General features: G+C 57.0%; 18 protein-coding genes and 1 tRNA gene. 11 read left to right on the top strand and 8 right to left on the bottom strand.

What is annotated here, in order from left to right; all coding sequences use genetic code 11:
- Nucleotides 1–600: 600 nt before the first annotated feature.
- Nucleotides 601–942 carry a zinc ribbon domain-containing protein YjdM gene (locus MF268_RS09875; protein WP_238370689.1) on the top strand — a complete coding sequence of 114 codons (342 nt, stop codon included), beginning with the start codon at nt 601–603 and terminating at the stop codon, nt 940–942.
- Nucleotides 943–1,285: 343 nt separating this feature from the next.
- Here MF268_RS09875 and MF268_RS09870 read toward each other — a convergent pair.
- The 5 genes from MF268_RS09870 to MF268_RS25380 all read right to left on the bottom strand — a co-directional run bounded on the left by MF268_RS09870 (nt 1,286) and on the right by MF268_RS25380 (nt 7,094).
- Nucleotides 1,286–1,361 (bottom strand) — tRNA-Val (locus MF268_RS09870).
- Nucleotides 1,362–1,439: 78 nt separating this feature from the next.
- Nucleotides 1,440–2,081, bottom strand: coding sequence for a histidine phosphatase family protein (locus MF268_RS09865; RefSeq protein ID WP_238370688.1), 642 nt, complete (start codon nt 2,079–2,081; stop codon nt 1,440–1,442).
- 1,559 nt (nt 2,082–3,640) lie between these two features.
- Nucleotides 3,641–3,811 carry a hypothetical protein gene (locus tag MF268_RS09860; RefSeq protein WP_238370687.1) on the bottom strand — a complete coding sequence of 57 codons (171 nt, stop codon included), beginning with the start codon at nt 3,809–3,811 and terminating at the stop codon, nt 3,641–3,643.
- A gap of 462 nt (nt 3,812–4,273) precedes the next feature.
- On the bottom strand, nt 4,274–5,509 hold the full coding sequence (locus MF268_RS09855; RefSeq protein WP_238370686.1) for a cytochrome P450: 1,236 nt from the start codon (nt 5,507–5,509) through the stop codon (nt 4,274–4,276).
- Between the two features lie 67 nt (nt 5,510–5,576).
- Complete coding sequence (locus tag MF268_RS25380; RefSeq protein ID WP_238370685.1) at nt 5,577–7,094, bottom strand: M10 family metallopeptidase C-terminal domain-containing protein; 1,518 nt, start codon at nt 7,092–7,094, stop codon at nt 5,577–5,579.
- A 168-nt stretch (nt 7,095–7,262) separates the two neighbouring features.
- Between MF268_RS25380 and MF268_RS09845 the strand changes: the two genes are divergently transcribed.
- Complete coding sequence (locus tag MF268_RS09845; RefSeq protein ID WP_238370684.1) at nt 7,263–7,757, top strand: DUF4112 domain-containing protein; 495 nt, start codon at nt 7,263–7,265, stop codon at nt 7,755–7,757.
- Here MF268_RS09845 and ndk read toward each other — a convergent pair whose 3' ends face one another.
- Nucleotides 7,758–8,180 (bottom strand): nucleoside-diphosphate kinase, encoded by a 423-nt coding sequence (gene ndk, locus MF268_RS09840; protein ID WP_238370683.1) that lies wholly within the window; start codon nt 8,178–8,180, stop codon nt 7,758–7,760.
- 199 nt (nt 8,181–8,379) lie between these two features.
- Between ndk and MF268_RS09835 the strand changes: the two genes are divergently transcribed.
- From MF268_RS09835 to MF268_RS09820, 4 genes are all read left to right on the top strand, one after another.
- Nucleotides 8,380–10,236 (top strand): ABC-F family ATP-binding cassette domain-containing protein, encoded by a 1,857-nt coding sequence (locus tag MF268_RS09835; protein WP_238370682.1) that lies wholly within the window; start codon nt 8,380–8,382, stop codon nt 10,234–10,236.
- 297 nt (nt 10,237–10,533) lie between these two features.
- Entirely contained in the window at nt 10,534–12,054 is a 1,521-nt protein-coding gene (locus tag MF268_RS09830) for a sensor histidine kinase (protein WP_238370681.1), read from the top strand.
- An 80-nt stretch (nt 12,055–12,134) separates the two neighbouring features.
- The gene (locus MF268_RS09825) at nt 12,135–12,749 is read left to right on the top strand and encodes a MarC family protein (protein ID WP_238370680.1); all 615 of its coding nucleotides are present in this window, start codon (nt 12,135–12,137) and stop codon (nt 12,747–12,749) included.
- Between the two features lie 54 nt (nt 12,750–12,803).
- Nucleotides 12,804–13,385 carry a retropepsin-like aspartic protease family protein gene (locus tag MF268_RS09820; protein WP_238370679.1) on the top strand — a complete coding sequence of 194 codons (582 nt, stop codon included), beginning with the start codon at nt 12,804–12,806 and terminating at the stop codon, nt 13,383–13,385.
- A 17-nt stretch (nt 13,386–13,402) separates the two neighbouring features.
- Here the strand turns inward: MF268_RS09820 and MF268_RS09815 are convergent, their stop codons facing one another.
- Both MF268_RS09815 and MF268_RS09810 read right to left on the bottom strand, forming a co-directional pair.
- Complete coding sequence (locus MF268_RS09815; protein WP_238370678.1) at nt 13,403–13,861, bottom strand: DNA polymerase III subunit chi; 459 nt, start codon at nt 13,859–13,861, stop codon at nt 13,403–13,405.
- A 3-nt stretch (nt 13,862–13,864) separates the two neighbouring features.
- The gene (locus MF268_RS09810; protein WP_238370677.1) at nt 13,865–15,340 is read right to left on the bottom strand and encodes a leucyl aminopeptidase; all 1,476 of its coding nucleotides are present in this window, start codon (nt 15,338–15,340) and stop codon (nt 13,865–13,867) included.
- Nucleotides 15,341–15,477: 137 nt separating this feature from the next.
- On the opposite strand from MF268_RS09810, the gene lptF reads away from it, so the two are divergent.
- From lptF to pdxA, 5 genes are read left to right on the top strand one after another with little or no spacing between them, the layout of a single operon-like run.
- Complete coding sequence (lptF, locus tag MF268_RS09805) at nt 15,478–16,617, top strand: LPS export ABC transporter permease LptF (RefSeq protein WP_238370676.1); 1,140 nt, start codon at nt 15,478–15,480, stop codon at nt 16,615–16,617.
- Nucleotides 16,614–17,714, top strand: a complete 1,101-nt coding sequence (gene lptG / locus MF268_RS09800) for an LPS export ABC transporter permease LptG (RefSeq protein WP_238370675.1) — start codon at nt 16,614–16,616, stop codon at nt 17,712–17,714. The genes lptF and lptG overlap by 4 nt, the downstream gene beginning before the upstream one ends.
- On the top strand, nt 17,711–19,852 hold the full coding sequence (locus MF268_RS09795; RefSeq protein ID WP_238370674.1) for an LPS-assembly protein LptD: 2,142 nt from the start codon (nt 17,711–17,713) through the stop codon (nt 19,850–19,852). Before lptG ends, MF268_RS09795 begins: the two co-directional genes overlap by 4 nt.
- A complete protein-coding gene (locus tag MF268_RS09790) occupies nt 19,843–21,093 on the top strand; it encodes a peptidylprolyl isomerase (RefSeq protein ID WP_238370673.1) in 1,251 nt (416 codons plus the stop codon). The genes MF268_RS09795 and MF268_RS09790 overlap by 10 nt, the downstream gene beginning before the upstream one ends.
- Entirely contained in the window at nt 21,090–22,055 is a 966-nt protein-coding gene (pdxA, locus tag MF268_RS09785) for a 4-hydroxythreonine-4-phosphate dehydrogenase PdxA (RefSeq protein ID WP_238370672.1), read from the top strand. Before MF268_RS09790 ends, pdxA begins: the two co-directional genes overlap by 4 nt.
- Nucleotides 22,056–22,137: the final 82 nt, after the last annotated feature.

The following is a 22,137-nucleotide window of genomic DNA, read 5'->3' as shown; positions in this document are numbered from 1 at the left end:
CGTTTCAGTCCCATAGTCAGTCTCCTTTGTTGCAGTAAATGCTATCAAAGGAGCGGCATCAAACCGCGACAGGTCCATATCGCCTTCGGAATTCAAGGTGCAACGGAATCGCAGGCCGTCTGCGTCCACCTCATTATTTTTGAGTACCAAAGATGTCCGTGTTAACTGGACGGGCTACCGTCTCATCAAATCCCACAGACATCGTGGCGACAGCGCGTTCTCGTCAGGAATAGGCCGAGGGAACTTCGATCAAGGCTGTAGTTTCGGCTTCTGTGCAACCAACAAGTACTGCGGGAAGACCGAGCAGAGCAAAGCATCGCATTACGGGAACACCGGTTAATCGACGGTTTATGCAAAAACGTTCGCAGAAAATGCCACCCGTTGCCATGAATTTCACAGAGCAATCTATTTGAAGAACGGTAGGCATGGCAGCCCAAACCAACGTTGGCACTCATCAAGAAGCTATGTCGCTACCTATTCGAGGCCCTTGAAGCCTTTTCGGGTTTCAGACGGGATAAAAGGCAAGTCTGGGTCTTAAGTTCCTGATGGAGGAGAGTTTCTGCTGTTCTCCAGACTGCCATCAGTCTATTGGCCAACATGATGACCGATACGTTACCACCCTGCCCCGAATGCTCCTCGACTTTCGTCTATCAGGTCGATGCCTTATTGATTTGCCCAGAATGCGGATACGAATGGGTACCGGATGAGCGAGCCGACACAGCGCCAGAGGTTCGCGACAGCGTCGGGAATGTCCTTGTGGACGGCGACACAGTCATCGTGATCAAGGACTTGAAAGTCAAAGGTTCTTCGTCGGTGGTTAAGGTTGGGACCAAGGTTCGCGGCATTAGGTTGGTCGATGGCGATCACGACATAGATTGCAAGGTTCCGGGAATTGGTCAGATGAGCTTGAAATCTCAATTTGTGAAGAAAGTATCGGATTAATCCGCCGGGATTGCGATGGGCGTTGTCCAGTTTTACTTTTAAGACCAGTTTTCAAGACCAAGGTTTCGTGCCTCTTGGCCACGGCACGGCCTAATTCGCAGTTCGTTGGATTTCGACCATGACCAGTTCACGAATGGCCAGCGGTTCCGCGGGTTCAACCTGATCGATGACGTCACTAAAGAGCGCCTCGCGGCGGTCCCATTCATGCTCGGGTGCGTGTCAAAAAGCGACGCCAGACACGCGATTGCACAACAGATGAACACTGGATCGATGCTGCTTCTTGCCGAATTCGGGAAACAGACGGCGGAACGCACCGCGACGAATTTGTTATACCAAGGAATTATGGTGGGTGATGAGAGACTCGAACTCCCGACATCTTCGGTGTAAACGAAGCGCTCTACCAACTGAGCTAATCACCCGTGCGACGCGGACTTAACGGAGGTTGCGCAACTGCGCAAGAGGATTTCCCGTCAAAACTAGGGAAAAGCCTCGCTTCGTCATCCGTCATCATCCAGAGCACCGTAATCGCCATTGCGGATCGCATAGACGATGCCCTGCCCGCCGTTCAGTTGGGCAAAACATGAAGGATCCAGATCCAGCGCGACACAGCGGAGAACCCGGCTCGTGATACCGTGGGTGACAATCACCGCAGGTGTCGTGAGCGACAACAGGAAATCACGCGCACGCTCGGCGACGGCCTCGATGCTCTCGCTTCCCGGCGCTTGCCCGTAGTAAGACAGAGGGGCTGCTCCTTCCTCGAAAAGATCCGGTCGCACCTGTCCGATTTCGTGCCGGGTCATACCGGTCCAATCCCCCATCCCTATCTCTTTCAAACGGATATCCTGTTGAATGTGCCGACCATTTGGCGCAGCGATCTGAGCAGTATTGAATGCGCGACCTTGCGGAGAGGAAAACCATGCGCATGCGTCGGTCACCACCTGCGAGAGCAACCGCCCCTGCTTCCGGGCTTGTTCACGTCCCAGTACGGTCAGCGGGCTATCCAGATGCCCTTGCATTCGCCCCGCAAGATTCCATTCCGTTTCGCCGTGCCGAAGGATAAAAAGATCGGGATATCTGGTCAAAATTGTCTCACTGCATTTGGGCTCTTCGCTCATAGGTTCCCATTTGCCGATGCGCAACTGGGTCGAACCTTTCCGAGTGTTCCGAATTAGTTATTAGGGCATTGCGTCCCTGTTTGGCGATCGAGACAGCTCGTTTGCGGTCCTTTCCAGATCCATTTTCCAACAGCTTGAGATTTTCGATTTCTTCCGCTCATAGCACGGCAGTGTTCAAACAAATTCTTAAAATTGTCCCGTCGGCTTTCGATGAGATCCCTATCATTTGAGGCAATATTCAAGGTGGCATAAGAAGCACTGACGTCTGCGGTTTTCAAATTGCAAAGGGTCAACCGACTGTTACCAAGCGTCTATATTCTTCCAAAATCATCGCCCTATATTCTCGGTTGGCATGGAGTATATAGCTTGTGGGCTGCTTGCCATCGGCATCGAGCCGACCAATATCGCGCGTAAAACTTTCATCCGTCACGAATCCGTGCCTGATGATTTCCCCAGGTTGAGGAAGAACTGTACCCCCTCTACAGACTCGAAAATGTTGCGATTTGCCTGATCCAGCAGCGTAGCCCGCTAGTTTCCAACGGCCTGTTAATGAAACGCTTGAAGCGCTGAAACTCTCGAGTGCTCTTGAGGTCCGCTTTGGATGGGCAAGGTTGTGGCGCAATCACTAAGGGCATGTCGCAGACCCTACAAATTTTATCCAGAATGTCATGGCTAGGATCTTCGCAAATCCTTGCCGTGAGAGTGGCCAAGATTGCGGGTTCAGACAAATATGGGACGCCGGATCGTGTGTGGGCCCCCGGCCAGCTAAAGATCCAATGGTCCGTGACCATGCCTATGATTGCAAAACCGTCGCGGACATATCGACATACAAAGCTATCAAATTCCCTCTGCTTACGTATCTCAGGCATGTCGTGCCGTCGGAGTACCCGGCGATGTTCTCGCCAAGCCTCAAGGGTTTCAGAGCCGCACAAACGGATGACTTCCTGTCCACGTCCTAGCTTGGCAAAGAACATCTACTCCAGATTGGGTAACTTGTCGGGCAGGCTGGCGCGCATGATCATGGAAACATGCGAATTGCGAATGACACGCAGCTTCATCGCCAGGAATATACTTCAAACATGGCCTCTTACCAGTGTTCGTCGGCAGATCGCTTGCGCCGAGCACGTCAGCATTTTGGACATTTCGATGCCCCCCAGTGAAACCCTATGGGCTTAAAAACACCCTCATGACAGGGTCCACCGCGTCTGTCTGACGGAACGCAAGTTTAGCTCGACCCCTCTAGCGCCGAACGGCAAACCCGCGACGAGTTCAAAGGCAGAGAAATAATCGACACCCGGATCGGTCGCGGCAGGTTTGCCTGCAACGGCGCGCAGAACCGACTTGGAATAGGTCGTAAGGGACAAAAAATTTTAGCCCGCTTGCAGTGGCCGTCAGCGAAACCGGAGAAACACTCAGGATGAAGCGAAGCGCTGGATTCACGAGCCGCATAAATTGGATAACCTCCTCTAGGACATTCAGCACTTCTTCAAATAATGGTTGTGAAACTGATGAATGGCCGGATCAAATTCGCCCGTAATCACGCCCGGCACGACAGGATATATCTGTCCGGTCTCCCAGTGCTCTCAGATCTCGGTCAAACCAAGCGTAAAGATAAACACTGCAATAGTGGAATCCATCGCTGCCACACGATCAAGGTGGATTGAGCGATGTGCAAGCACTTCGTCGACGCGTTTAAGACCGAATGGTCCGACGGCCGGAGGAAGTGCATCAAAATAACGTTCATCCTTTTTCACACCACTTGTTCATCGAAGGGGCTAAAATATGCGCTCCTGAACCGGTTGGAGCAACTGTCACGAACTAGTAATGTTGCCATGGGGCGCCGAATACAAACCGTATTCGAACTGACGCGCCATCCTTGGAGCTATACACCGCGGGACGGGTAACATTTGTTGGAATCGCAAGGATGCGCCCTGTAGATAAAGCGAAATATTCTGGGCGAAACAGCTGCCCGCCGTTGCGATGAGGTCGTCAAAACCGATTTCGAGTTTTGGGCCATGCATTTAACTCGAGCGAAAGTCGGAGTGTTCGCAGCACGCTCTCCAGAAGGCACTGGCTTCGAGACTTCGATATGGCGCTGGTCAGTTGCGTCCACCTCGGACCTCCCGGACAATACCGACCAGAGGTGAAGATGAATTGAACCGGCGATGCAATCTGCTGACCCGGTGCCTCGCCCGATATGCTCGCGCCCCTCGTTCTCAGCTGAGGTCAACAGGCAGGCAGGCATACCCACGAAAACGCATCCTGCCGCCTCCCGCCCGTCCCTTCAAAATCCGGTACTCTGGATAACGGCTCAGAAACCGCGAAATTGCAATGCGCCCCTCCATCCGTGCAAGTGTCAGGCCGACACAGACGTGCGGCCCACCGGCGAAGGCAAGATGGCGGTTTGGTTTGCGGGTAATGTCCGGCTTTTGCGGATTTTCGAAGACTTCAGGGTCGCGGTTAGCAGCCCCGATGCAAAGGTGAAGGTTCGTACCGGGCGCAATCGTCAACCCACCGATCTCGACCTCTGCGGTGGTTTCCCGGTTGCCCAGCTGGTTGGGCGAGCGAAATCGCAGGAATTCCTCTATAGCGGGCGCAATCACGTCCGGTTCCTCCAGCAGCTTTCGTCTTTGATCGGGATAGTCGTTCAAAATCGCCAGACCGTTCCCGATCAGGTTCGTCGTCGTTTCATGCCCCGCATTCAGAATGAAAATACAGTTCTGGATAAGCTCGGTCTCACTCAACGTGCCTTCGGCCCCGTCACCATTGATCAACCTAGTCAGCACGTCAGTTTCCGGATCGCCCGGAGAGCGCCTGCGCCGTGCGATCAGATCTTCGAGATAGGTTTTGAATTCGACGACGGCACGATTGCCCAGATCAAGCTGATCCTTGGACAGAGAGGGTTCAAGAGCGCCAAGGATTGCCAGCGACCAGTCGCGCAGCGGGCCCCGTTCCGACATCGGCACGTCCAGCAGGTTACCAATGATCTGGATTGGAATGGCCGAGGCAAAATTTTCGATGATGTCGGTTTCTTCTTTCCCGGACATCTCATCCAAAAGCACATCCACCGTATCGACCAGACCGGGTTCCATCCGCTGCAAAGCACGCGGTGTCAAAGCAGACGTCATGATCCGCCGAACCCGTGTGTGCAAGGGCGGATCCGAGAATACGAGCGATGTCGTGTGGTGTTCGTACAAGGCGGAATCCGAACCGAATTTCGGAGCGAAAGCAACTTTCTTATCGGAGGAATAGAGGGTCGTATCCTTGTAGATCCGTTCAAGATCCGCATGGCGCGAAAGGAGCACCGAGCCGTCCGGTTGACGTAAAACCGGGGCATGGGCAAGCAGCGCGTCGTAGATCTCAAAGGGATCGTCGACAAAGCCCGGCGGCGGCGATGCAAGGTCAAAGCTTGTGGCAATTGCCTTGCCATCGCTCATCGTATTCGTTGTCATTCGATCCTCCCGCGCGGATCATCCTGCACAGGCGTCAGGGTGTCAACGAGTGACCAGCAGCCTGAACTTAAAGCAGGAAATCGCCTTCGCGCAGCTCAAAGACCTGAGAAAGAAAGATCGACAGGTTCGAATGCTCGTCTCCGTCCCGATCGACTTCGATCCGGGTCCCGTCTGTCTCTTGGACTGAGATGACAGTTGCCATGGAAACGGCGAAAATGCCGTTCAGTTTCAATTCCAGATCAAACTCAGAAACACCGGTCAGATCGATCTTGTCCTTGCCTGTGGTGAAATCTCGGATCGTATTCTCGCCACCACGCCCCAACGCATCAAAGGCAAAGGTATCGCGCCCACTACCGCCGGTCAGCTGATCGGAGCCCGCCCCTCCGTTGATGGTGTCTCGTCCGCGCCCACCGAATAGCAGATCATCACCATCGTCGCCATTCAGAACGTCAGCGCCTTTGCCTCCCTTCAAGCGGTCGTCACCGATACCGCCGTAAAGCTCATCCCAGCCGCCGTTCCCCTTGAGCCGGTCGCGACCATTCTCTCCAAAAAGGAGATCCTCGCCCTTACCGCCAAAGATCCTGTCGTTCCCCTCATTTCCTGACAGCATATTGTCAGCATTATTACCGCGGATCCGATCGTTTCCGGCCCCGCCCAACGCGTTTTCGATCAGGGCACGTTCATCGCCATCAACCAGTCTGGCGTTGGCAAGATTTCCCCGCGCCATAAAGGCCAGATCGTCGTCAAAGCGATTCAGATCAGCCAGTTGCGTGGATGAAAAAGTCGAGAACTTTCCCGGTCTCAGGTCGAGAGACAGGTTGGTGGCATAATTCCCAAGATCGTAGGTGTCATTCCCGTTACCATCCCAGATGGTGCGAAAGATCCGGTTGCCGGCGACATCGCCCTGCCCGTGATTGTTGATCGACATCTCACCCGTCTGCGGGTCAAAACCATAGATCGTATCCCCGCTCCACCCAAAGCCGCTTTCAGCGTAATTCGCACCGTAGAGGAACTGCAAAGCTGCAATGTCGAACTGCATATAACTTTGCGCCCAGTCGATATTGCCGCTGTCGTAGGACGAGATATCCGTATCCCCGACATAATCGGCATAGGTCATGATCGAGAACTCTTGCGAGTTGTAATCCGAGCGCGCGAAGCGCTTGTAGATATGGCCATGTTCCAGCCCAAGCGTATGGCCGATCTCATGTATGAAATAGAGATAAGATTCGTTTCCCGGAGTGGGGTCATCAGTGTTGGGACCAAAAAACGCGTCGCCACCGGAACCGTCGGCCGATGGAAAGAACGCGCTGGCGCCATAAGCCTTGCGATCCGTTATGTAGCGGAGGGTCGGCGCTTTGCTTTCTTCGAACCCGAGCAAGGTAAAGCTGGAGATGTCTGGCAATATCCCACACACGGCATCTTGCTGGCTGTCGGAAAGGGCCCGCAGCTGGTTCACCGGAAAGCCGGGAAAGTGCGTGCCATCCTGCGGAAAACCAAAGGTCAGAACCGGATCAGCCCAGTGCTGGTAGTGAAGCCAGGCGTTGAAAGGTTCTTTGCTGACCGGCGTTGCCTGAACGCTGCTCACGCCGATATCTCCCAGCCGGAAACTCGCGAGATTATTGATGCGTAAAAGACAAAAACCATGAACAGAACCTGAAGTATGCAACTGACAAACAACTTAGGGTAGCCCCCAGATCGGAACCGGGTCCGCAATCAGCACGTTGTCAGATCATAGATAGCGGAGTTTACGACGATGCAACAAGGATTCTCAGAGGAAGAAAACCGAACCGGCGCGGATCATGCCCTGGGCGACGTTGTCCTGCATCCGGATTTCATCGAACTGGAAAAGCTTGAACGAATTGCACACCGTATGGATACGTTTTTCAGGCTTCCCATCGTCAACATGCGTGTGGGCTTGGATTCAATTCTCGGCCTAATCCCCGGCGTTGGCGACACGGCGGCTCTTCTTCCTGCCGCATATATCGTCTACCGCGGCCACCGTATGGGCGTACCGACCAGCATGAAATTCCGTATGGGGGTCAATACTGTAATTGACTGGGTGATTGGTGCAGTACCACTGGTTGGCGACCTGTTCGACGTCGGTTTCAAAGCCAACAGGCGCAACGTGGCACTGATCCGAAGCCATCTCGAGCAGCGTCACGCTGAACAGAACAATTTATCAAAGCGATACGGTAAGAAAAAAGGCGCGCCCGCAGGCACGCCTTTGAAAAGATCAAATTTCGTCTGATCAACCGACCAGTTCAAGACCCGAAAAGAAGTAAGCGATTTCGACGGCGGCGGTTTCAGGCGCATCGGAACCGTGCACCGAGTTTTCGCCAACGCTTTCAGCGAATTCCGCGCGGATTGTACCCGGAGCAGCATCGGCCGGGTTGGTGGCGCCCATGATTTCACGGTTCTTAGTGATTGCGTCTTCGCCTTCGAGAACCTGAACGACAACCGGCTCGGAAGACATGAACTCGCAGAGTTCCTGATAGAACGGGCGTTCAGCATGAACCGCGTAGAATACGCCAGCCTGAGCGGCGGTCATGTGAATCCGCTTTTGCGCAACGATTCGCAGACCCGCCTCTTCGAACTTGGCATTGATCTTGCCGGTCAGGTTGCGGCGGGTTGCGTCGGGCTTGATGATCGAGAAAGTGCGTTCCAATGCCATCGTGGCGTCTCCATAGCTGCGGCCCCGGCGTTGCGCCCGGGCTGAATTTGCGTCGGCGCCCGACTAACACGGCTCAATTCTCTTGGAAAGGTCTAGAAACAGGCGCAATCGCGGCAGCGATCCGCAATCTTCTCAAAGCGACTGATCGAACGCACGACTCCGCTTTCACCGCGTCGAAGCCTCTGCTAAAGCGCCGCGCATGCTCAGTATCAACGATATCACCTATGCCGTAGAAGGCCGCCCCCTGTTCGACGGGGCCACTGCCATTATCCCCGAAGGACACAAGGTTGGCCTTGTCGGTCGCAATGGCAGCGGGAAAACCACGCTTTTCCGCCTAATCCGCAATGAACTGGCACTCGAAGGGGGATCCATTTCACTGCCGCTCAAGGCGCGCATAGGCGGGATCGCACAAGAAGTCCCCTCCTCTGAGGTATCGCTGATCGATACAGTGCTTGCCGCCGATACCGAGCGCGCGGCGCTCATGGCCGAAGCGGAAACCGCAACCGACGGGACACGAATTGCCGAGATCCAGACACGTCTGGTCGATATCGACGCATGGTCCGCCGAGTCGCGCGCGGCCTCGATTCTGAAAGGGCTTGGTTTTGACGACGAAGACCAGCTTCGGCCCTGTTCGGCCTATTCCGGTGGCTGGCGGATGCGTGTGGCGCTGGCCGGCGTGCTTTTCGCCCAGCCCGATCTTTTGCTGCTCGACGAACCGACCAACTACCTCGATCTCGAAGGTGCGCTCTGGCTCGAAAACTACCTGAGCCGATATCCCCATACGGTCATCATCATCAGCCACGACCGCGGCCTGCTGAACCGCGCCGTGAACGGGATCTTGCACCTTGAAGATCGCAAGCTGACCTACTGGACCGGTCCCTATGACCAGTTCGTCCGCCAGCGGGCAGAACAGCGCGCGGTACAGGCTTCGATGGCCAAGAAACAGCAGGCCCGTAAGGATCACCTGCAAAAGTTCGTCGATCGTTTCAAAGCCAAGGCGTCCAAGGCAAAGCAGGCTCAGGCCCGGATCAAGATGATCGAGAAGATGGACATGATCACGGCCCCCGAAGAGGCCGCCAAGCTCGTGTTCACCTTCCCTCAGCCTGACGAGCTCTCGCCACCGATTATCAATATCGAAAATGGCAGTACCGGCTATGGCGACACGACCGTTCTAAGCCGCCTGAACCTGCGCATCGATCAGGATGATCGCATTGCGCTCCTCGGCAAGAACGGTCAGGGCAAATCCACTTTATCCAAGATGCTGGCCGACCGCCTTGCGGTGCAGGCTGGCACGATGACCCGTTCCACCAAGCTGCGCATCGGTTATTTCGCGCAGCATCAGGTGGACGAGCTGCACGTCGATGAAACCCCGCTGGACCATCTGCGCCGCCTGCGCCCTTCCGAAGGGCCCGGCCGCTGGCGGGCCCGCCTTGCGGGTTTCGGCCTCACCGCCGATCAGGCCGACACGCTCGTCGGCAGGCTCTCGGGCGGCCAGAAGGCCCGGCTTTCCCTACTGATCGCGACGATCGACGCACCGCATATGCTGATCCTAGACGAACCGACCAACCACCTCGATATCGAATCCCGCGAGGCGCTGGTCGAGGCTCTGACCAATTACAGCGGCGCCGTCATTCTCGTGAGCCACGATATGCACCTACTGTCACTGGTTGCCGACCGGCTCTGGCTGGTGTCGGATGGAACGGTCAAACCCTACGAGGATGACCTTGAAGGGTATCGCACCCTTCTGCTGTCACGCGACAAACCGGTGAAGAAATCCGCGAAGCAGGAAAAAACCGAAGCCAAAAAACCGTCTCGCGAGGCCATCCAGTCCATGCGCAGCGACGTGCGCAAAGGCGAGGAACGCGTAGCCAAGCTTAACGAAATGCGAGACCGGCTTGCCAAGAAACTCGCCGACCCGGAACTCTATGAAACGTCCAAGCGTGGCGAAATGGAAGTATGGCAGAAGAAATACGCCGAGGTCATGGAAGGGCTTGAACGGGCGGAAACGCTCTGGATGACAGCGCTCGAAAAACTCGAAGCCGCTCAGGCAAAATAAATCAATTGAATCAATGATTAAACCAACTGACAGACTCTCCTGAAGTCGCTGAGGGCATTAATATCCGCCGACCGAGTTGTTAATAGTTCGTTAACTATTAACATGCACCCATGAATGGGTGGCTAGAAACGGTGGAGTAAGGGGAAAACATCCCCTTAGTGGTTGATGTATATTAATACAGTCTTAAAGAACCGATTTGCCTGGGAATCACTGGTCACAACTCATTTATCCAAGACTCTTGCAGTTATTGCAGGTGCAATTGCCTTTCTGAACCTCCTCCTCGGCTGGGGGCTGGGGGTGGGTTTTCTGGTCCGCGTTCTTCCCGAATACCCCGCCATGGTTCCCGAGACTGCCCTTGCGGTTCTGTTCGGCGCGATAGGCGTCTTCGGCAATTCCTTTTCCCCAGCCGGTCAGGCTATACGGGCAAACTCGCTGATCTGTGCCGCTGCGATCTACCTTCTCATGGCACAGTCCCGTCTGATGCCGCTGCTGCATTCGGACATGCTCTCCGACGACGAAATGTCGGTATTTACCCTAATTTGCTGTGGCACTGTAGCCACCTGCCTGCTTTTGTCCACGGTCGAGCTACAGTGGGTGCGGCGCTTGAAATTCTCGCTGCTATCCATCGGGATTTGCATCTGCGCCCTGCCCCTGCTGGGCTATCTGTTCAACGCAACCCTGCTGTTTTCAGATGAGAATTTCACAAGCATGGCGATCCATACCGCCATCAGCTTCGAGCTTTTGATGTTTGCGCATCTGCTGAAGTTCAAGAAATTCGGATGGCTACGAATCCTGCTATCATCCGAAAACGGCAGCGTCATGCTACGCCGAATTCTTCCGATACTTGTAATCGTGCCCTTGGTCTTTAGTGGGGCAGCACTTGCCATTGGGCTTATTTCCAGCATTTCCCTCAACCTGAAACTGGCCGGGCTCGCTTTCTTCATGATCATCTTCACCAGCGCGGCCAGCATCTATTTTGCCGATCGGGTCAATGCGCTGGAAAACCGGGCCGCCGCTGCTGAGAGAAAGGTATTGGCCAGCGAACGCAAGAAAGTCGTCACCGATAGCGCAGTTGCCCACGCACAGAAAATGACGGCGTTAAGCCAGCTTGTCGGCGGCGTAGCACATGATTTCAATAATACGATGACCGTCATTCTTGGAAACCTCGAATTGATCGAGACGTCCGACCTGGATTCGCGACAACGCAGTGAATTGAAACAAGCGATTAACGCGTCGAACCACGCTGTCCACGTCACTCGACAATTATTGGCCTATGGCCGTAAATCGCGGCTCGATGCGCATCTCGTGGAAATCGACAAATTGGTGGGGTCGTTTCTGACGACACTTTACATTCTCCGGGTCTCCAACGTCATTCTCGAAACCGATCTGGAATCTCCCGGTGCCCATGTCCGCATTGACGAAGCGCATTTCAATCAATGCTTTGTCAATCTGTTCAACAATGCCTGCGACGCCATGCCCCAAGGTGGCGTCGTCGCAATCGCCACTCATGTCGTGCACCTGATCGGCAAAGAGGTCACAGGCTTTGGCGGCAGCGAAACACTGGCGGACGGAAACTATGTCGCGGTCAGCATCGCGGACGATGGTAAGGGCATGTCCGAAGAGGTGCTGCGTCAGGCGACCGAGCCTTTCTTTACCACCAAACCCGTGGGCAAGGGGGACGGGCTTGGGCTTTCGGTCGCGTCCGGTTTCTGTCGGCAATGCGGTGGCGGTCTTGACCTGCAAAGCACCGTAGGAAGTGGAACTGTCGCAACCATGCTGTTCCCGCTGATCCCTCGTCCCAAGCCCGATCACGCCTGATTTGCCTTGAACCTCGACAATGATTGCCTGGGAATCTAGGTTCCCGCCAACTGTCTCTTCATCTGGCACGGCAAGCTTTCTTGGATACCGCGTTTTTGATCACGGCCTTCGTCACGATGTTCGTGGTGATCGACCCCCTTGGCCTCGCACCCCTTTTCGTCGCTCTGACGCAGGGGATGAGCGATCGTGCGCGTCGTTCCATCGGGATACGGGCCTGTGTCATTGCAGCCGTAATCCTTTCCCTTTTCGCACTGATTGGAGAGCAGCTCCTCGGCTTCATCGGCATTTCCATGCCAGCCTTCCGCGTCGCCGGTGGTGTGCTACTATTTCTGACGGCGCTCGACATGCTGTTCGAACGGCGGACAAGACGCCGTGAGGATAAGACCGATGAAGACCTCGAAGATCCCTCTGTCTTCCCCCTCGCCATCCCCCTCATCAGCGGCCCAGGTGCCATCGCTTCGATCATCCTGCTGGCGGGCCAGCGTGAAGGTATTGAAGGGCCCTTGCTTGCAATCGCTGTAACGATCTGCGTGATTTTCATCGCGTTCCTTCTTTTTCTCGTCAGCGGCCTTCTCGAACGCGCACTTGGCCGCGTCGGCATTACCGTGGTGACGCGGCTTCTTGGTATGTTGCTTGCCGCGCTGTCGGTGCAATTCGTGCTCGACGGGCTGCGCGCCTTTGGCTTCGCCGCCTAGAAACGCTTTTGCTCCGACCTATATCTGTCTGAACTGAACTTGAGCAGGTGAGCTGTGACCCCCGACCAGATAGCAAGGCTAGTTTTCCTGAGCCTTTTGGGCGCCGTGATCCTTTTCTGGATGTTCCGGGGCAGCCGTCAGTCGCTGAACCGTATCCTTCAGCAAGTCGTTGTCTGGGCGCTGCTCTTTGTTGGTGTGGTCGCGGGATTCGGCCTCTGGAAAGATATCGAACGCAGCGGGACATTCCGTCAGAACGTCAGCAGCCAAACTGGCGAAATCACTTCCCCGCGCGCGCCGGACGGCCATTATTACCTGACGCTCGAAGTCAATGGCGAACCGGTCCGGTTCGTTGTAGATACAGGCGCAAGTGACATGGTTCTGACACGGCAGGACGCGGAAACAGCCGGCATCGATATCGAAAACGCGCCCTTTTACCGTCGCGCTCAAACGGCAAACGGGGTGGTTCGCGTTGCACCGGTCACGATCGAAACAGTTGCGATTGGGCCGTTCATTGACAGCAACATCAGCGCCTCGATCAACGATGGCGAGATGGAGACATCCCTGCTTGGCATGACCTACCTGCACAGGTTTCAAAAGATCGAAATCTCAGGCGGTGAGATGATCCTGACGCGGTAAATTACCGAGACAAAGGATCAATTCGACTCTGCCTTTTTTTCCCAGTGACCGGCGGCCTCGGACCAGTATTGCGCGCTGCACCCTTCCGAGGTGAGGTGTTTCCACTGGCCCCGCGCCACCTGCACCGCTTCGGGATCGTTTCCGTCGAACAGGATGCAGACCCGTTCCATCTTTCGCACCTCGTCCGGCGAAACCGGGGCGCCGTCCACCGCCATCAGACATGCCGGATCATTGCCCAGTTCCGATGTCGTCAAAAGGATCGGCTGCTCTGCATCGTGGGCACCCCCAGCCAGACCGTGCGCCATGAAATCGGTCTCGGGCCCATGCCAAAGGCGGTCATCCAGATAGGCCATACGCGCCGCTTCCACCCCGCGCACCGCAACACGCCACCCTGCCCCGCGCGCCTTGCCAAGCAACACAGGCAGCGTGTGCTCAAGCGGCGCACGGGTCAGGTGATAGAAATAGGCAGCGCCCATCGATCAGCTTTCGAACATATCCGAAACTAGACGGTTCAGCGCGGCAACCCCCCAGCCCGTCGCACCCTTGGGCGCGTAATCGGATTCGGACTTAAGCGAGGCAACCCCGGCAATGTCCAAATGAATCCAAGGAGTTTCATCCTTGACGAACCGCTTGAGAAACTGAGCCGCAGTGATCGAACCACCCGGCCTGCCGCCGACGTTTTTCATATCGGCAATCCGCGATTTCAAAAGGTCGTCATAGCCCTGTCCCAGCGGCATCCGCCACGCGCCCTCGCCTTCGGCTTCGGCTGCTTTCAGGAAGGCATTGCAAAGCCGATCGTCATTCGAGAACACCCCGGCATTATCGTGGCCGAGACCAACGATGATCGCGCCGGTCAGCGTGGCCAGATCGATCATACCAGCCGGCTTGAACCGATCCTGCGCGTACCACATCACATCACAAAGGACGAGCCGCCCTTCCGCATCGGTATTGATGATTTCGACGGTATCGCCCTTCATGGATTTCACCACATCGCCCGGACGTGTCGCGTTGCCGGAGGGCATATTTTCCACAAGCCCGACCAGACCAACCACGTTCGCCTTGGCCCCGCGCAGCGCCAACGCCCGCATGACGCCGGAAACGACGCCAGCGCCGCCCATATCCATCGTCATATCTTCCATGCCGCCCGCAGGCTTCAGCGAAATGCCACCGGTGTCGAACACGACACCCTTCCCGACCAGCGCGAGCGGCGCCGCCCCCTTTTCACCGCCATTCCACTCCATAACGACGACCTTGGAGGGGCTGTCCGACCCCTGCCCGACGCTCAGCAATGTCCGCATCCCGAGCTTCTCGAGATCCTTCTCCTCCAGAACCTCGATCTTGAGCCCCAGCGACTTCATTTCTTCCAACCGGTTCGCGAATTCGGTCGTGGTCAGCACATTAGCCGGTTCATTGACCAGATCACGGGTGAAATGCGCGCCTTCCGCAACCGCCAGCAGGGGCTTGGCGGCAGCCTGAATATCTTCGGGCACATTATGGTAGATCGTCACTTCTCCGATCGCCGCGTCAGCCTTCTCCGACGTCTTGTGAGTATTGAAGCTGTAATCACGAAGCGCGATCCCGAGCGCCAGTTCAGCGGCGCCCTTTAGGTTGCCCGCCATGACGTTGAGCGGCTTGTCGCCTTTTAGCTTCGCAAGCTTGGCCCCAGCCTTGCGGATTTCGACCGCTCCCGCGTTACGCTCGATGATCAGGATATCCAACGCTTCGGCCGCCATTCCTGCGGGCCAGCCAAGCGATACGACCTGCCCGGATTTGACCTTGTCGAACCCCTCACTCTCGACGAAACGCGCGACCGCCCCCTTGGACAACCGATTGGCCCGACGCGCCGCCTGATCGAGCTTGCCATCCGGTGTCACCATGACCACCAGACGGCCATTCGCCTCAGCCATCGCGTCAAGATCGGTTTCCAGGAATTTGATTGGGGTCGGCATGCTCATTCTCAGCTCCAGTTTTCTGCTCATCAAGACCTAGCGCGCCAGTCAGGCCTTGACCAGATAGCAGTTTTCCCCGATCTGCATTTCCACTAAGATCGCGTAAAACCAAAGCAGTCGGTACAGGAGCAGAGAGGATAATCGTGTCACGTTACGACAGATATGTCCTTTCCCAATACCTTCTGTTCTTTGGATTCTTTGCCCTGATCCTTGTCGCTGTCTTCTGGATCAACCGGGCTGTTGTCCTGTTCGACCGATTGATCGGCGACGGCCAGTCAGCGATGGTTTTCTTCGAATTCTCTGCACTTACCCTGCCCAACCTGATCCGCATGGTTCTGCCCATGGCAGCATTCGCAGCCACCGTCTATGTCACCAACCGGCTGAATTCGGAAAGCGAATTGACAGTGATGCAGGCCACCGGCACCGGCCCCTGGCGGCTGGCCCGCCCCGCACTGGTTTTCGGCCTGATCGCGATGCTGATGATGAGTGTGCTGACCCACGTACTTCTTCCTGCCTCCATCAAGCAGCTCGCCCAGAGAGAGGTCGAAATCGCGCGCAACCTGACCGCCCGGCTGCTGACCGAGGGCAGTTTCCTGCATCCATCGCCCGGTGTGACCTTTTACATCCGCCAGATCGACCCGGATGGTACGCTCAACGATGTATTTCTCTCTGACCGCCGCGATCCGACGGTAAACGCGACCTACACCGGTACACGTGCCTTTCTGGTGCGCGACGCGGGCCGGACCGATCTGATCATGGTCGATGGTATGGCCCAGCGTCTGAACACGGAAACGCAAGAACTTTCGACCACGCTTTTCGCCGATTTCACGTATGACATCAGCAAGCTGATCAAGATCGAGGACCGCACAACCCGTAGCATCCGTGCCATATCCACTCCCGATCTGATGACGCAGGCGAGCGAAATTTCCGAGAACGAAGGTTTCACCCGCGGTCAGCTTGCCGAGGAATTGCACCTGCGCTTTTCCCGTGCCACCGTCTGTATCGCGGTCGCACTGATCGGCTATTCCACGCTCATGCTGGGCAGCTTTTCGCGTTTCGGTGTCTGGAGACAGGCTCTGTTCGCCTTCCTGCTGCTGATCCTTCTTGAAGCGATGCGCGGTGTGATTTCCGACCCGGTGCTTGAAAACGCCTCTAGGTGGCCGCTGCTCTACCTGCCGACCCTTCTGGGCATTGCCATATCGGCCCTGTTCCTGCGGTTCGCAGGTCGACCACTGCGGTTTCGTCCCCGTCGGCAAACACCTCCATTGGAGGGCGCCACATGATACTCGACAGATATTTCGCGCGCCGTTTCCTGCAGAGTTTCCTGATGATCGGTGGGGTTTTCCTGACGCTGATTATGCTCATCGATCTGATCGAGCAATTGCGCCGGTTTGAAGGACTCGACATCAGCTTTGCACAGATGCTCGCGCTTACCATGCTGAACGCGCCTACTGCGATCAAGGAAGTGCTGCCGCTCTTGATGATCATGTCGACCATCGTGCTCTTCATCGGTCTCGCGCGCAGCAGCGAACTTGTTGTCACCCGTGCGACGGGCCGGTCAGGCATCCGCGCCCTCGCCGCACCAGCCACCGTCGCTTTCATAATCGGTGTGCTGGCGGTCAGCACGCTGAACCCGATCGCTGCGGCCACATCGAACAGGGCGCAGCAGCTTTCCGACAATTACCGCTCCGGCGGCCCTTCCACCCTGTCGATCAGCGGTGAAGGGCTCTGGCTTCGGCAGGGCAGCACTCAAGGGCAATCTGTTATCCATGCCACCGGCTACGGCGGCGTGAACGAAGTCATCCTGTTTGACGTGACCTTCCTGTCTTATGCCCCCGAAGGCGGTCCAGTGCGGCGCATCGACGCCAGGAGCGCACGGCTCGAACCCAACGAATGGCTGTTGTCCGATGCCAAGGTGTGGGAGCTTCGATCTGGCCAAAATCCGGAGAGCACAGCCACTCACCATGAGGAACTGCAGGTCCCCACGACCCTGACGCAGGACCGCGTGCGCGAAAGCCTTGGAAGACCCGCCGGCATTTCGATCTATGACCTGCCGGACACGATCCGCGCGTTGCGACTGGCAGGGTTTTCGACCAAGCGGCACGAGGTCTGGTACCAGGTCGAACTGGCCCGCCCCCTGTTTCTCATGGCGATGGTTCTGGTCGGCGCGTCCTTTACCATGCGCCACGCCCGTTTCGGCGGCACCGGGATCGCCGTAATCTCAGCGGTCCTTCTCGGTTTCGCGCTCTATTTCATTCGTAACTTTGCGCAGATCCTCGGAGAGAACGGCCAGATCCCGGTTCTGCTCGCGGCTTGGGGCCCGCCGATTGCCTCGATCCTCTTGACACTCGGCCTCTTGCTTCACGTGGAGGACGGATGAGCCTGCCCTACTTGCGCGCCGCGCTCCTCTCTTTCGCTCTGGTATCCTCCGCCGCGGTGCCGGCCGTCCAGGCCCAGCAGACGGCGGCCCGGCCGCCTGCGGTGCTGGTCGCCGACGATGTCTACGTCACGCCCGACCGCACGCTGGTCGCTGAAGGCAATGTCGAGGCATTTCAAGACAATATCCGCATGCGCGCGAAACGCATCACCTTCGATCAGGATAGCGAGACGCTGACGGTCGAGGGCCCGATCCGCATTGACCAGGGCGGCGAGATCACCGTTTTCGCTGATTTTGCCGAACTCGACAGAGGTCTGCAAAACGGTCTTCTGACCGGTGCCCGCATGGTTCTGAACCAGCAGGTCCAGATGGCCTCGCTGCAAATGGCCCGCGTCAACGGGCGCTACACCCAGCTTTACAAAACGGCCGTTACCTCTTGCGAGGTTTGCGGCGACGGCCGACCGCCGCTCTGGCAGATCCGCGCGCGCAAAATCACGCACGACCAGCAGGAACAGCAACTTTACTTCGAAGAGGCGCAGTTCCTCGTCTACGACGTGCCGATCTTCTACTTGCCGGGCATGCGGCTCCCCGACCCCAGTCTTGAACGCGCGAACGGATTCCTGATCCCTTCCGTGCGCACGACATCCACTCTTGGTACAGGAGTCCGCGTTCCCTACTTTTTCATGCTGGGCGACCACGCGGACCTGACGCTCGCCCCGTATGTTTCCTCCAGTACCCGCACGCTGGGGTATCGCTATCGACAGGCTTTCCGAAATGGCCGGATAGAACTGGAAGGCGCCTATACAAAGGATGACCTGATCGTCGGCACCTCGCGCGGATACCTCTTTGGCAACGGGCATTTCGATCTGCCCCGCGGTTATGACCTCGACTTCCAGATCCAGACGACCTCAGACAATGCCTATCTCGTCGATTACGGGCTGCCCGATCTTGACCGGCTTCAAAGCGAAATCTCCGTCAGCCGCTACAAGGTCCGCAGTGCCTTTCGGGCGCGCCTCATAAACTATGACTCTTTGCGCGATACCGACGATGAATCGCTATTGCCCACTATCGTGCTGAAGGCGGGACTCGAAAGACGCTTTTTTCCGGACGCGATCGGCGGTGAACTGCGGGTCGGCTTTGACGTCACCGGCCTGCACCGAACATCTAATGATGATGTATTCGGCCGGGACATGAACCGCGCCACCGTCGACATGAGCTGGCAGCGCAGCTGGATTCTGCGCGGCGGGGTGCGGGCGGATTGGGAAATTGGTCTTGCCGGCGACGCCTACGAAGTCATTCAGGACAGCACCTTTGACAACCGGATCGACCGGGTGACTCCACATTCGGCGCTCAAGCTGTCCCTGCCGATGACCCGTGGCACCGCCAATGGCGGGAACCAATTTCTTGAACCCCTCGTTCAGATCGGCTGGAGCAACGTGATCGGGCCCACGGTACCGAACGAAGAAAGCACCTACGCCGAATTCGATCAAGGCAACCTGCTTGAACTCTCCCGCTTTCCCGGGCTCGACCGGCGCGAAGACGGGCTTGCCATCGCCTACGGGTTCAACTGGTCAAATTATGCGCGCGGCGGATGGGAAACCTATGCGACTTTCGGGCAGGTAATCCGCGAAGAGGCGCAACCCGATTTCACGCAGTCTTCCGGCCTGACCGGCACCAGTTCCGATCTGCTGCTCGCCGGTCAGCTCAAGATGGGTAACAAATTGGCCGTAAGCGCGCGCACCCTGCTGAACGAATCTTTTGGCGTCACCAAGGCCGAATTGCGCGGCGACTGGCTCGGAGAGACGGCCCAGCTCAGTGGTACATACCTTTGGCTGGACGAAGATGCCCAGGAGAACCGCACCGACGCCCTCTCCGAAGTCTGGCTGAGTGGCGGTTACGAAATCGGGACGGGATGGACTGCGAATGCCAATCTCCGTTATGATATCTCGGATGCACGGGCAACACGGGCGGGGCTTGGATTCGTCTACCGTAACGAATGTGTTACGGTCGATTTGGCGGTTAACCGGCGCTATACATCCTCGACAAGTATTGAGCCCACGACAGATTTCGGGTTTACCATCGAGTTGAACGGGTTCTCCGTCCAAGGTGAAAAAGAGAAGTACAGGCGGTCATGCAGTTGAATTTCGGATTTTCGGTCGGACGGGGTTTGTCCAGATGGATGAAATGCGCGCTGGCATCGCTGGCACTGGTCTCGGCACCAGTCGCCGGTACAGCGCAGAACCTTTTTGCCCCGGCAATCATCGTGAATGACGATGTCATCACCAATTACGAACTGGGCCAGCGCGCCCGGTTCATGGCATTGCTCCGCGCACCCGGCAATCCCGAGGAAGAAGCCCGCGAGGCCCTGATCGAAGACCGCCTGCGCGCACAGATCCTTGAAGAGTTCGATGTGGTCGTCACGCCGGAACAGCTCGAACAGGGAATGAGCGACTTCGCCGCCCGCACGCAGATGACCACGCAGGAATTCCTCGGCACCCTCGCACAGGGCGGGGTCGAGCCGGAAACCCTGCGCGAATTCGTACGAATCAATCTGGGTTGGCGGGAATATATCCGTGGCCGCTATGGCGAGCAGGCCCGCCCGAGCCAGGCCGAGATAGATCGCGCTCTCGCCAATAATCCCTCATCAGGCAGCGTCAGCGTTCTGCTTTCTGAAGTCATCATCCCCTTCACCCCCGATAACCTGCCGCAGGTCGAACAGCTGGCGAATGAAATCGCGGGGCTGAACAGCTACGATGCGTTTTCGCAGGCCGCCAGCCAATATTCCGCGTCGGAAACCCGCAATTCCGGCGGTCGGCTCGACTGGCTGCCCATCAACAATCTGCCAGAGCAGCTTCGCCCCGTCATCATGGAACTCAACCCTGGCGAGACCACGCAACCCATTCCGCTTCCGAACGCCGTGGCCATATTCCAGATGCGCGGAATTCAGGAGATAACGGGCGGCACGCCAAGTTATTCGAGCATCGATTACGCCACCTACATGGTTCCCGGCGGACGCTCGGCCGAGGCACAGGCAGCCGCAGCTTCGGTTCTGGCACAGGTCGACCGTTGCGACGACTTCTACGGTCTTCCCGGCATCGAAACGCCGGGCGTATTCCAGCGTCAGAGCCAGGCGCCGGGTGCGATTCCCCGAGACATCGCTCTTGAACTGGCGAAGCTGGACCAAAACGAAACCTCGACCGCGCTGACACGTTCGAACGGACAGACACTTGTGGTTCTGATGCTCTGCGGACGTACCGCCGCCGTGAACAAAGACGCAACCCGCGATGACATCGGCAATTTTCTGACGCAGCAACGACTGCAATCCTATGCAGACAGCGCCCTGGCTCAGCGACGCGCGGATGCACTGATCGTCGAGAAATGACCGACGCGCCGATCGCGCTGAGCTGTGGTGAACCTGCGGGTATCGGCCCGGAACTCGCGGCAAAAGCTTGGCATGTGCTTCGGGAGGACTGTCCGTTCTTCTGGATCGGCGACCCGCGCCATTTGCCGGAAAACACCACCTTCGAGATCATCGGAAACCCTTCGCAAGCGCGATTGGTTGCGGCCTCTGCCCTGCCTGTTCTCGATCATCCCTTCGCGGATGAAACGGTACCGGGCATTCCGAATCCCGCCAACGCCTCTGGGGTGATGAGCGCCATCGAGCGCGGGGTCGACCTGGTCCGGTCCGGAGACGCATCGGCGCTTTGCACTGCCCCCATCCACAAGAAAGCGCTGATTGACGGCGCGGGATTTGCATATCCCGGTCATACCGAATTTCTCGCCGCACTGGCTGGCGTCGACGAGGTTGTCATGATGCTTGCCAGCGACCAGTTGCGCGTGGTTCCTGCAACGATTCACATCGCCTTGTCCGACGTTCCCAAAGCTCTCTCACCAACCGGACTGCGCCGCACGATCGAGATCACTCATGAAGGGCTCAAATCCCGGTTTGGCCTCTCCAATCCCAGAATTGCCATCGCAGGGCTGAACCCGCATGCTGGCGAAGGCGGCGCAATGGGCCGGGAAGAACTGGACTGGATCGTGCCCCTCATCCGTACGATGACAGAGGAAGGTTATGGGCTGACCGGACCGCATCCTGCGGACACGCTTTTTCACGCAGCCGCCCGCACTCGCTATGACGCGGTGATCGCCATGTATCACGATCAGGCGCTTATCCCGATCAAGACGCTTGATTTCGACATGGGGGTGAATGTAACGCTGGGCCTTCCCTTTGTGCGCACCTCCCCGGATCACGGCACGGCTTTCGATATCGCAGGAAAGGGGCTGGCGAATCCCTCCAGCCTGATCGAAGCGCTGAAGCTTGCCCGGCGGATGGCGACCCCATGAGGCATGTCAACGAAGGCCGGAACCCTTCGCCACTGCCGGATGCCTCCGGCGGGGATATTTTAGAACCCAAAGAAGGGGCGAG

Origin of the sequence: Heliomarina baculiformis, assembly GCF_019966545.1 — a bacterium.
Taxonomy (GTDB): Bacteria; Pseudomonadota; Alphaproteobacteria; order Rhodobacterales; family Rhodobacteraceae; genus Heliomarina; species Heliomarina baculiformis.
The sequence above is the reverse complement of the archived record's forward strand: the minus strand, read 5'-3'. Positions and strand labels throughout refer to the sequence as shown.

Excerpts from the sequence above, each read along its gene's own strand:
- MF268_RS09815 (WP_238370678.1), bottom strand. The coding sequence starts at position 13,861 with ATGGGCGCTGCCTATTTCTATCACCTGACCCGTGCGCCGCTTGAGCAC.
- MF268_RS09845 (WP_238370684.1), top strand. The coding sequence starts at position 7,263 with ATGCAACAAGGATTCTCAGAGGAAGAAAACCGAACCGGCGCGGATCAT.
- MF268_RS09810 (WP_238370677.1), bottom strand. The coding sequence starts at position 15,340 with ATGAGCATGCCGACCCCAATCAAATTCCTGGAAACCGATCTTGACGCG.
- pdxA (WP_238370672.1), top strand. The coding sequence starts at position 21,090 with ATGACCGACGCGCCGATCGCGCTGAGCTGTGGTGAACCTGCGGGTATC.
- MF268_RS09790 (WP_238370673.1), top strand. The coding sequence starts at position 19,843 with ATGCAGTTGAATTTCGGATTTTCGGTCGGACGGGGTTTGTCCAGATGG.
- ndk (WP_238370683.1), bottom strand. The coding sequence starts at position 8,180 with ATGGCATTGGAACGCACTTTCTCGATCATCAAGCCCGACGCAACCCGC.
- MF268_RS09835 (WP_238370682.1), top strand. The coding sequence starts at position 8,380 with ATGCTCAGTATCAACGATATCACCTATGCCGTAGAAGGCCGCCCCCTG.
- lptG (WP_238370675.1), top strand. The coding sequence starts at position 16,614 with ATGATACTCGACAGATATTTCGCGCGCCGTTTCCTGCAGAGTTTCCTG.
- MF268_RS09875 (WP_238370689.1), top strand. The coding sequence starts at position 601 with ATGACCGATACGTTACCACCCTGCCCCGAATGCTCCTCGACTTTCGTC.
- MF268_RS09795 (WP_238370674.1), top strand. The coding sequence starts at position 17,711 with ATGAGCCTGCCCTACTTGCGCGCCGCGCTCCTCTCTTTCGCTCTGGTA.
- MF268_RS09855 (WP_238370686.1), bottom strand. The coding sequence starts at position 5,509 with ATGACAACGAATACGATGAGCGATGGCAAGGCAATTGCCACAAGCTTT.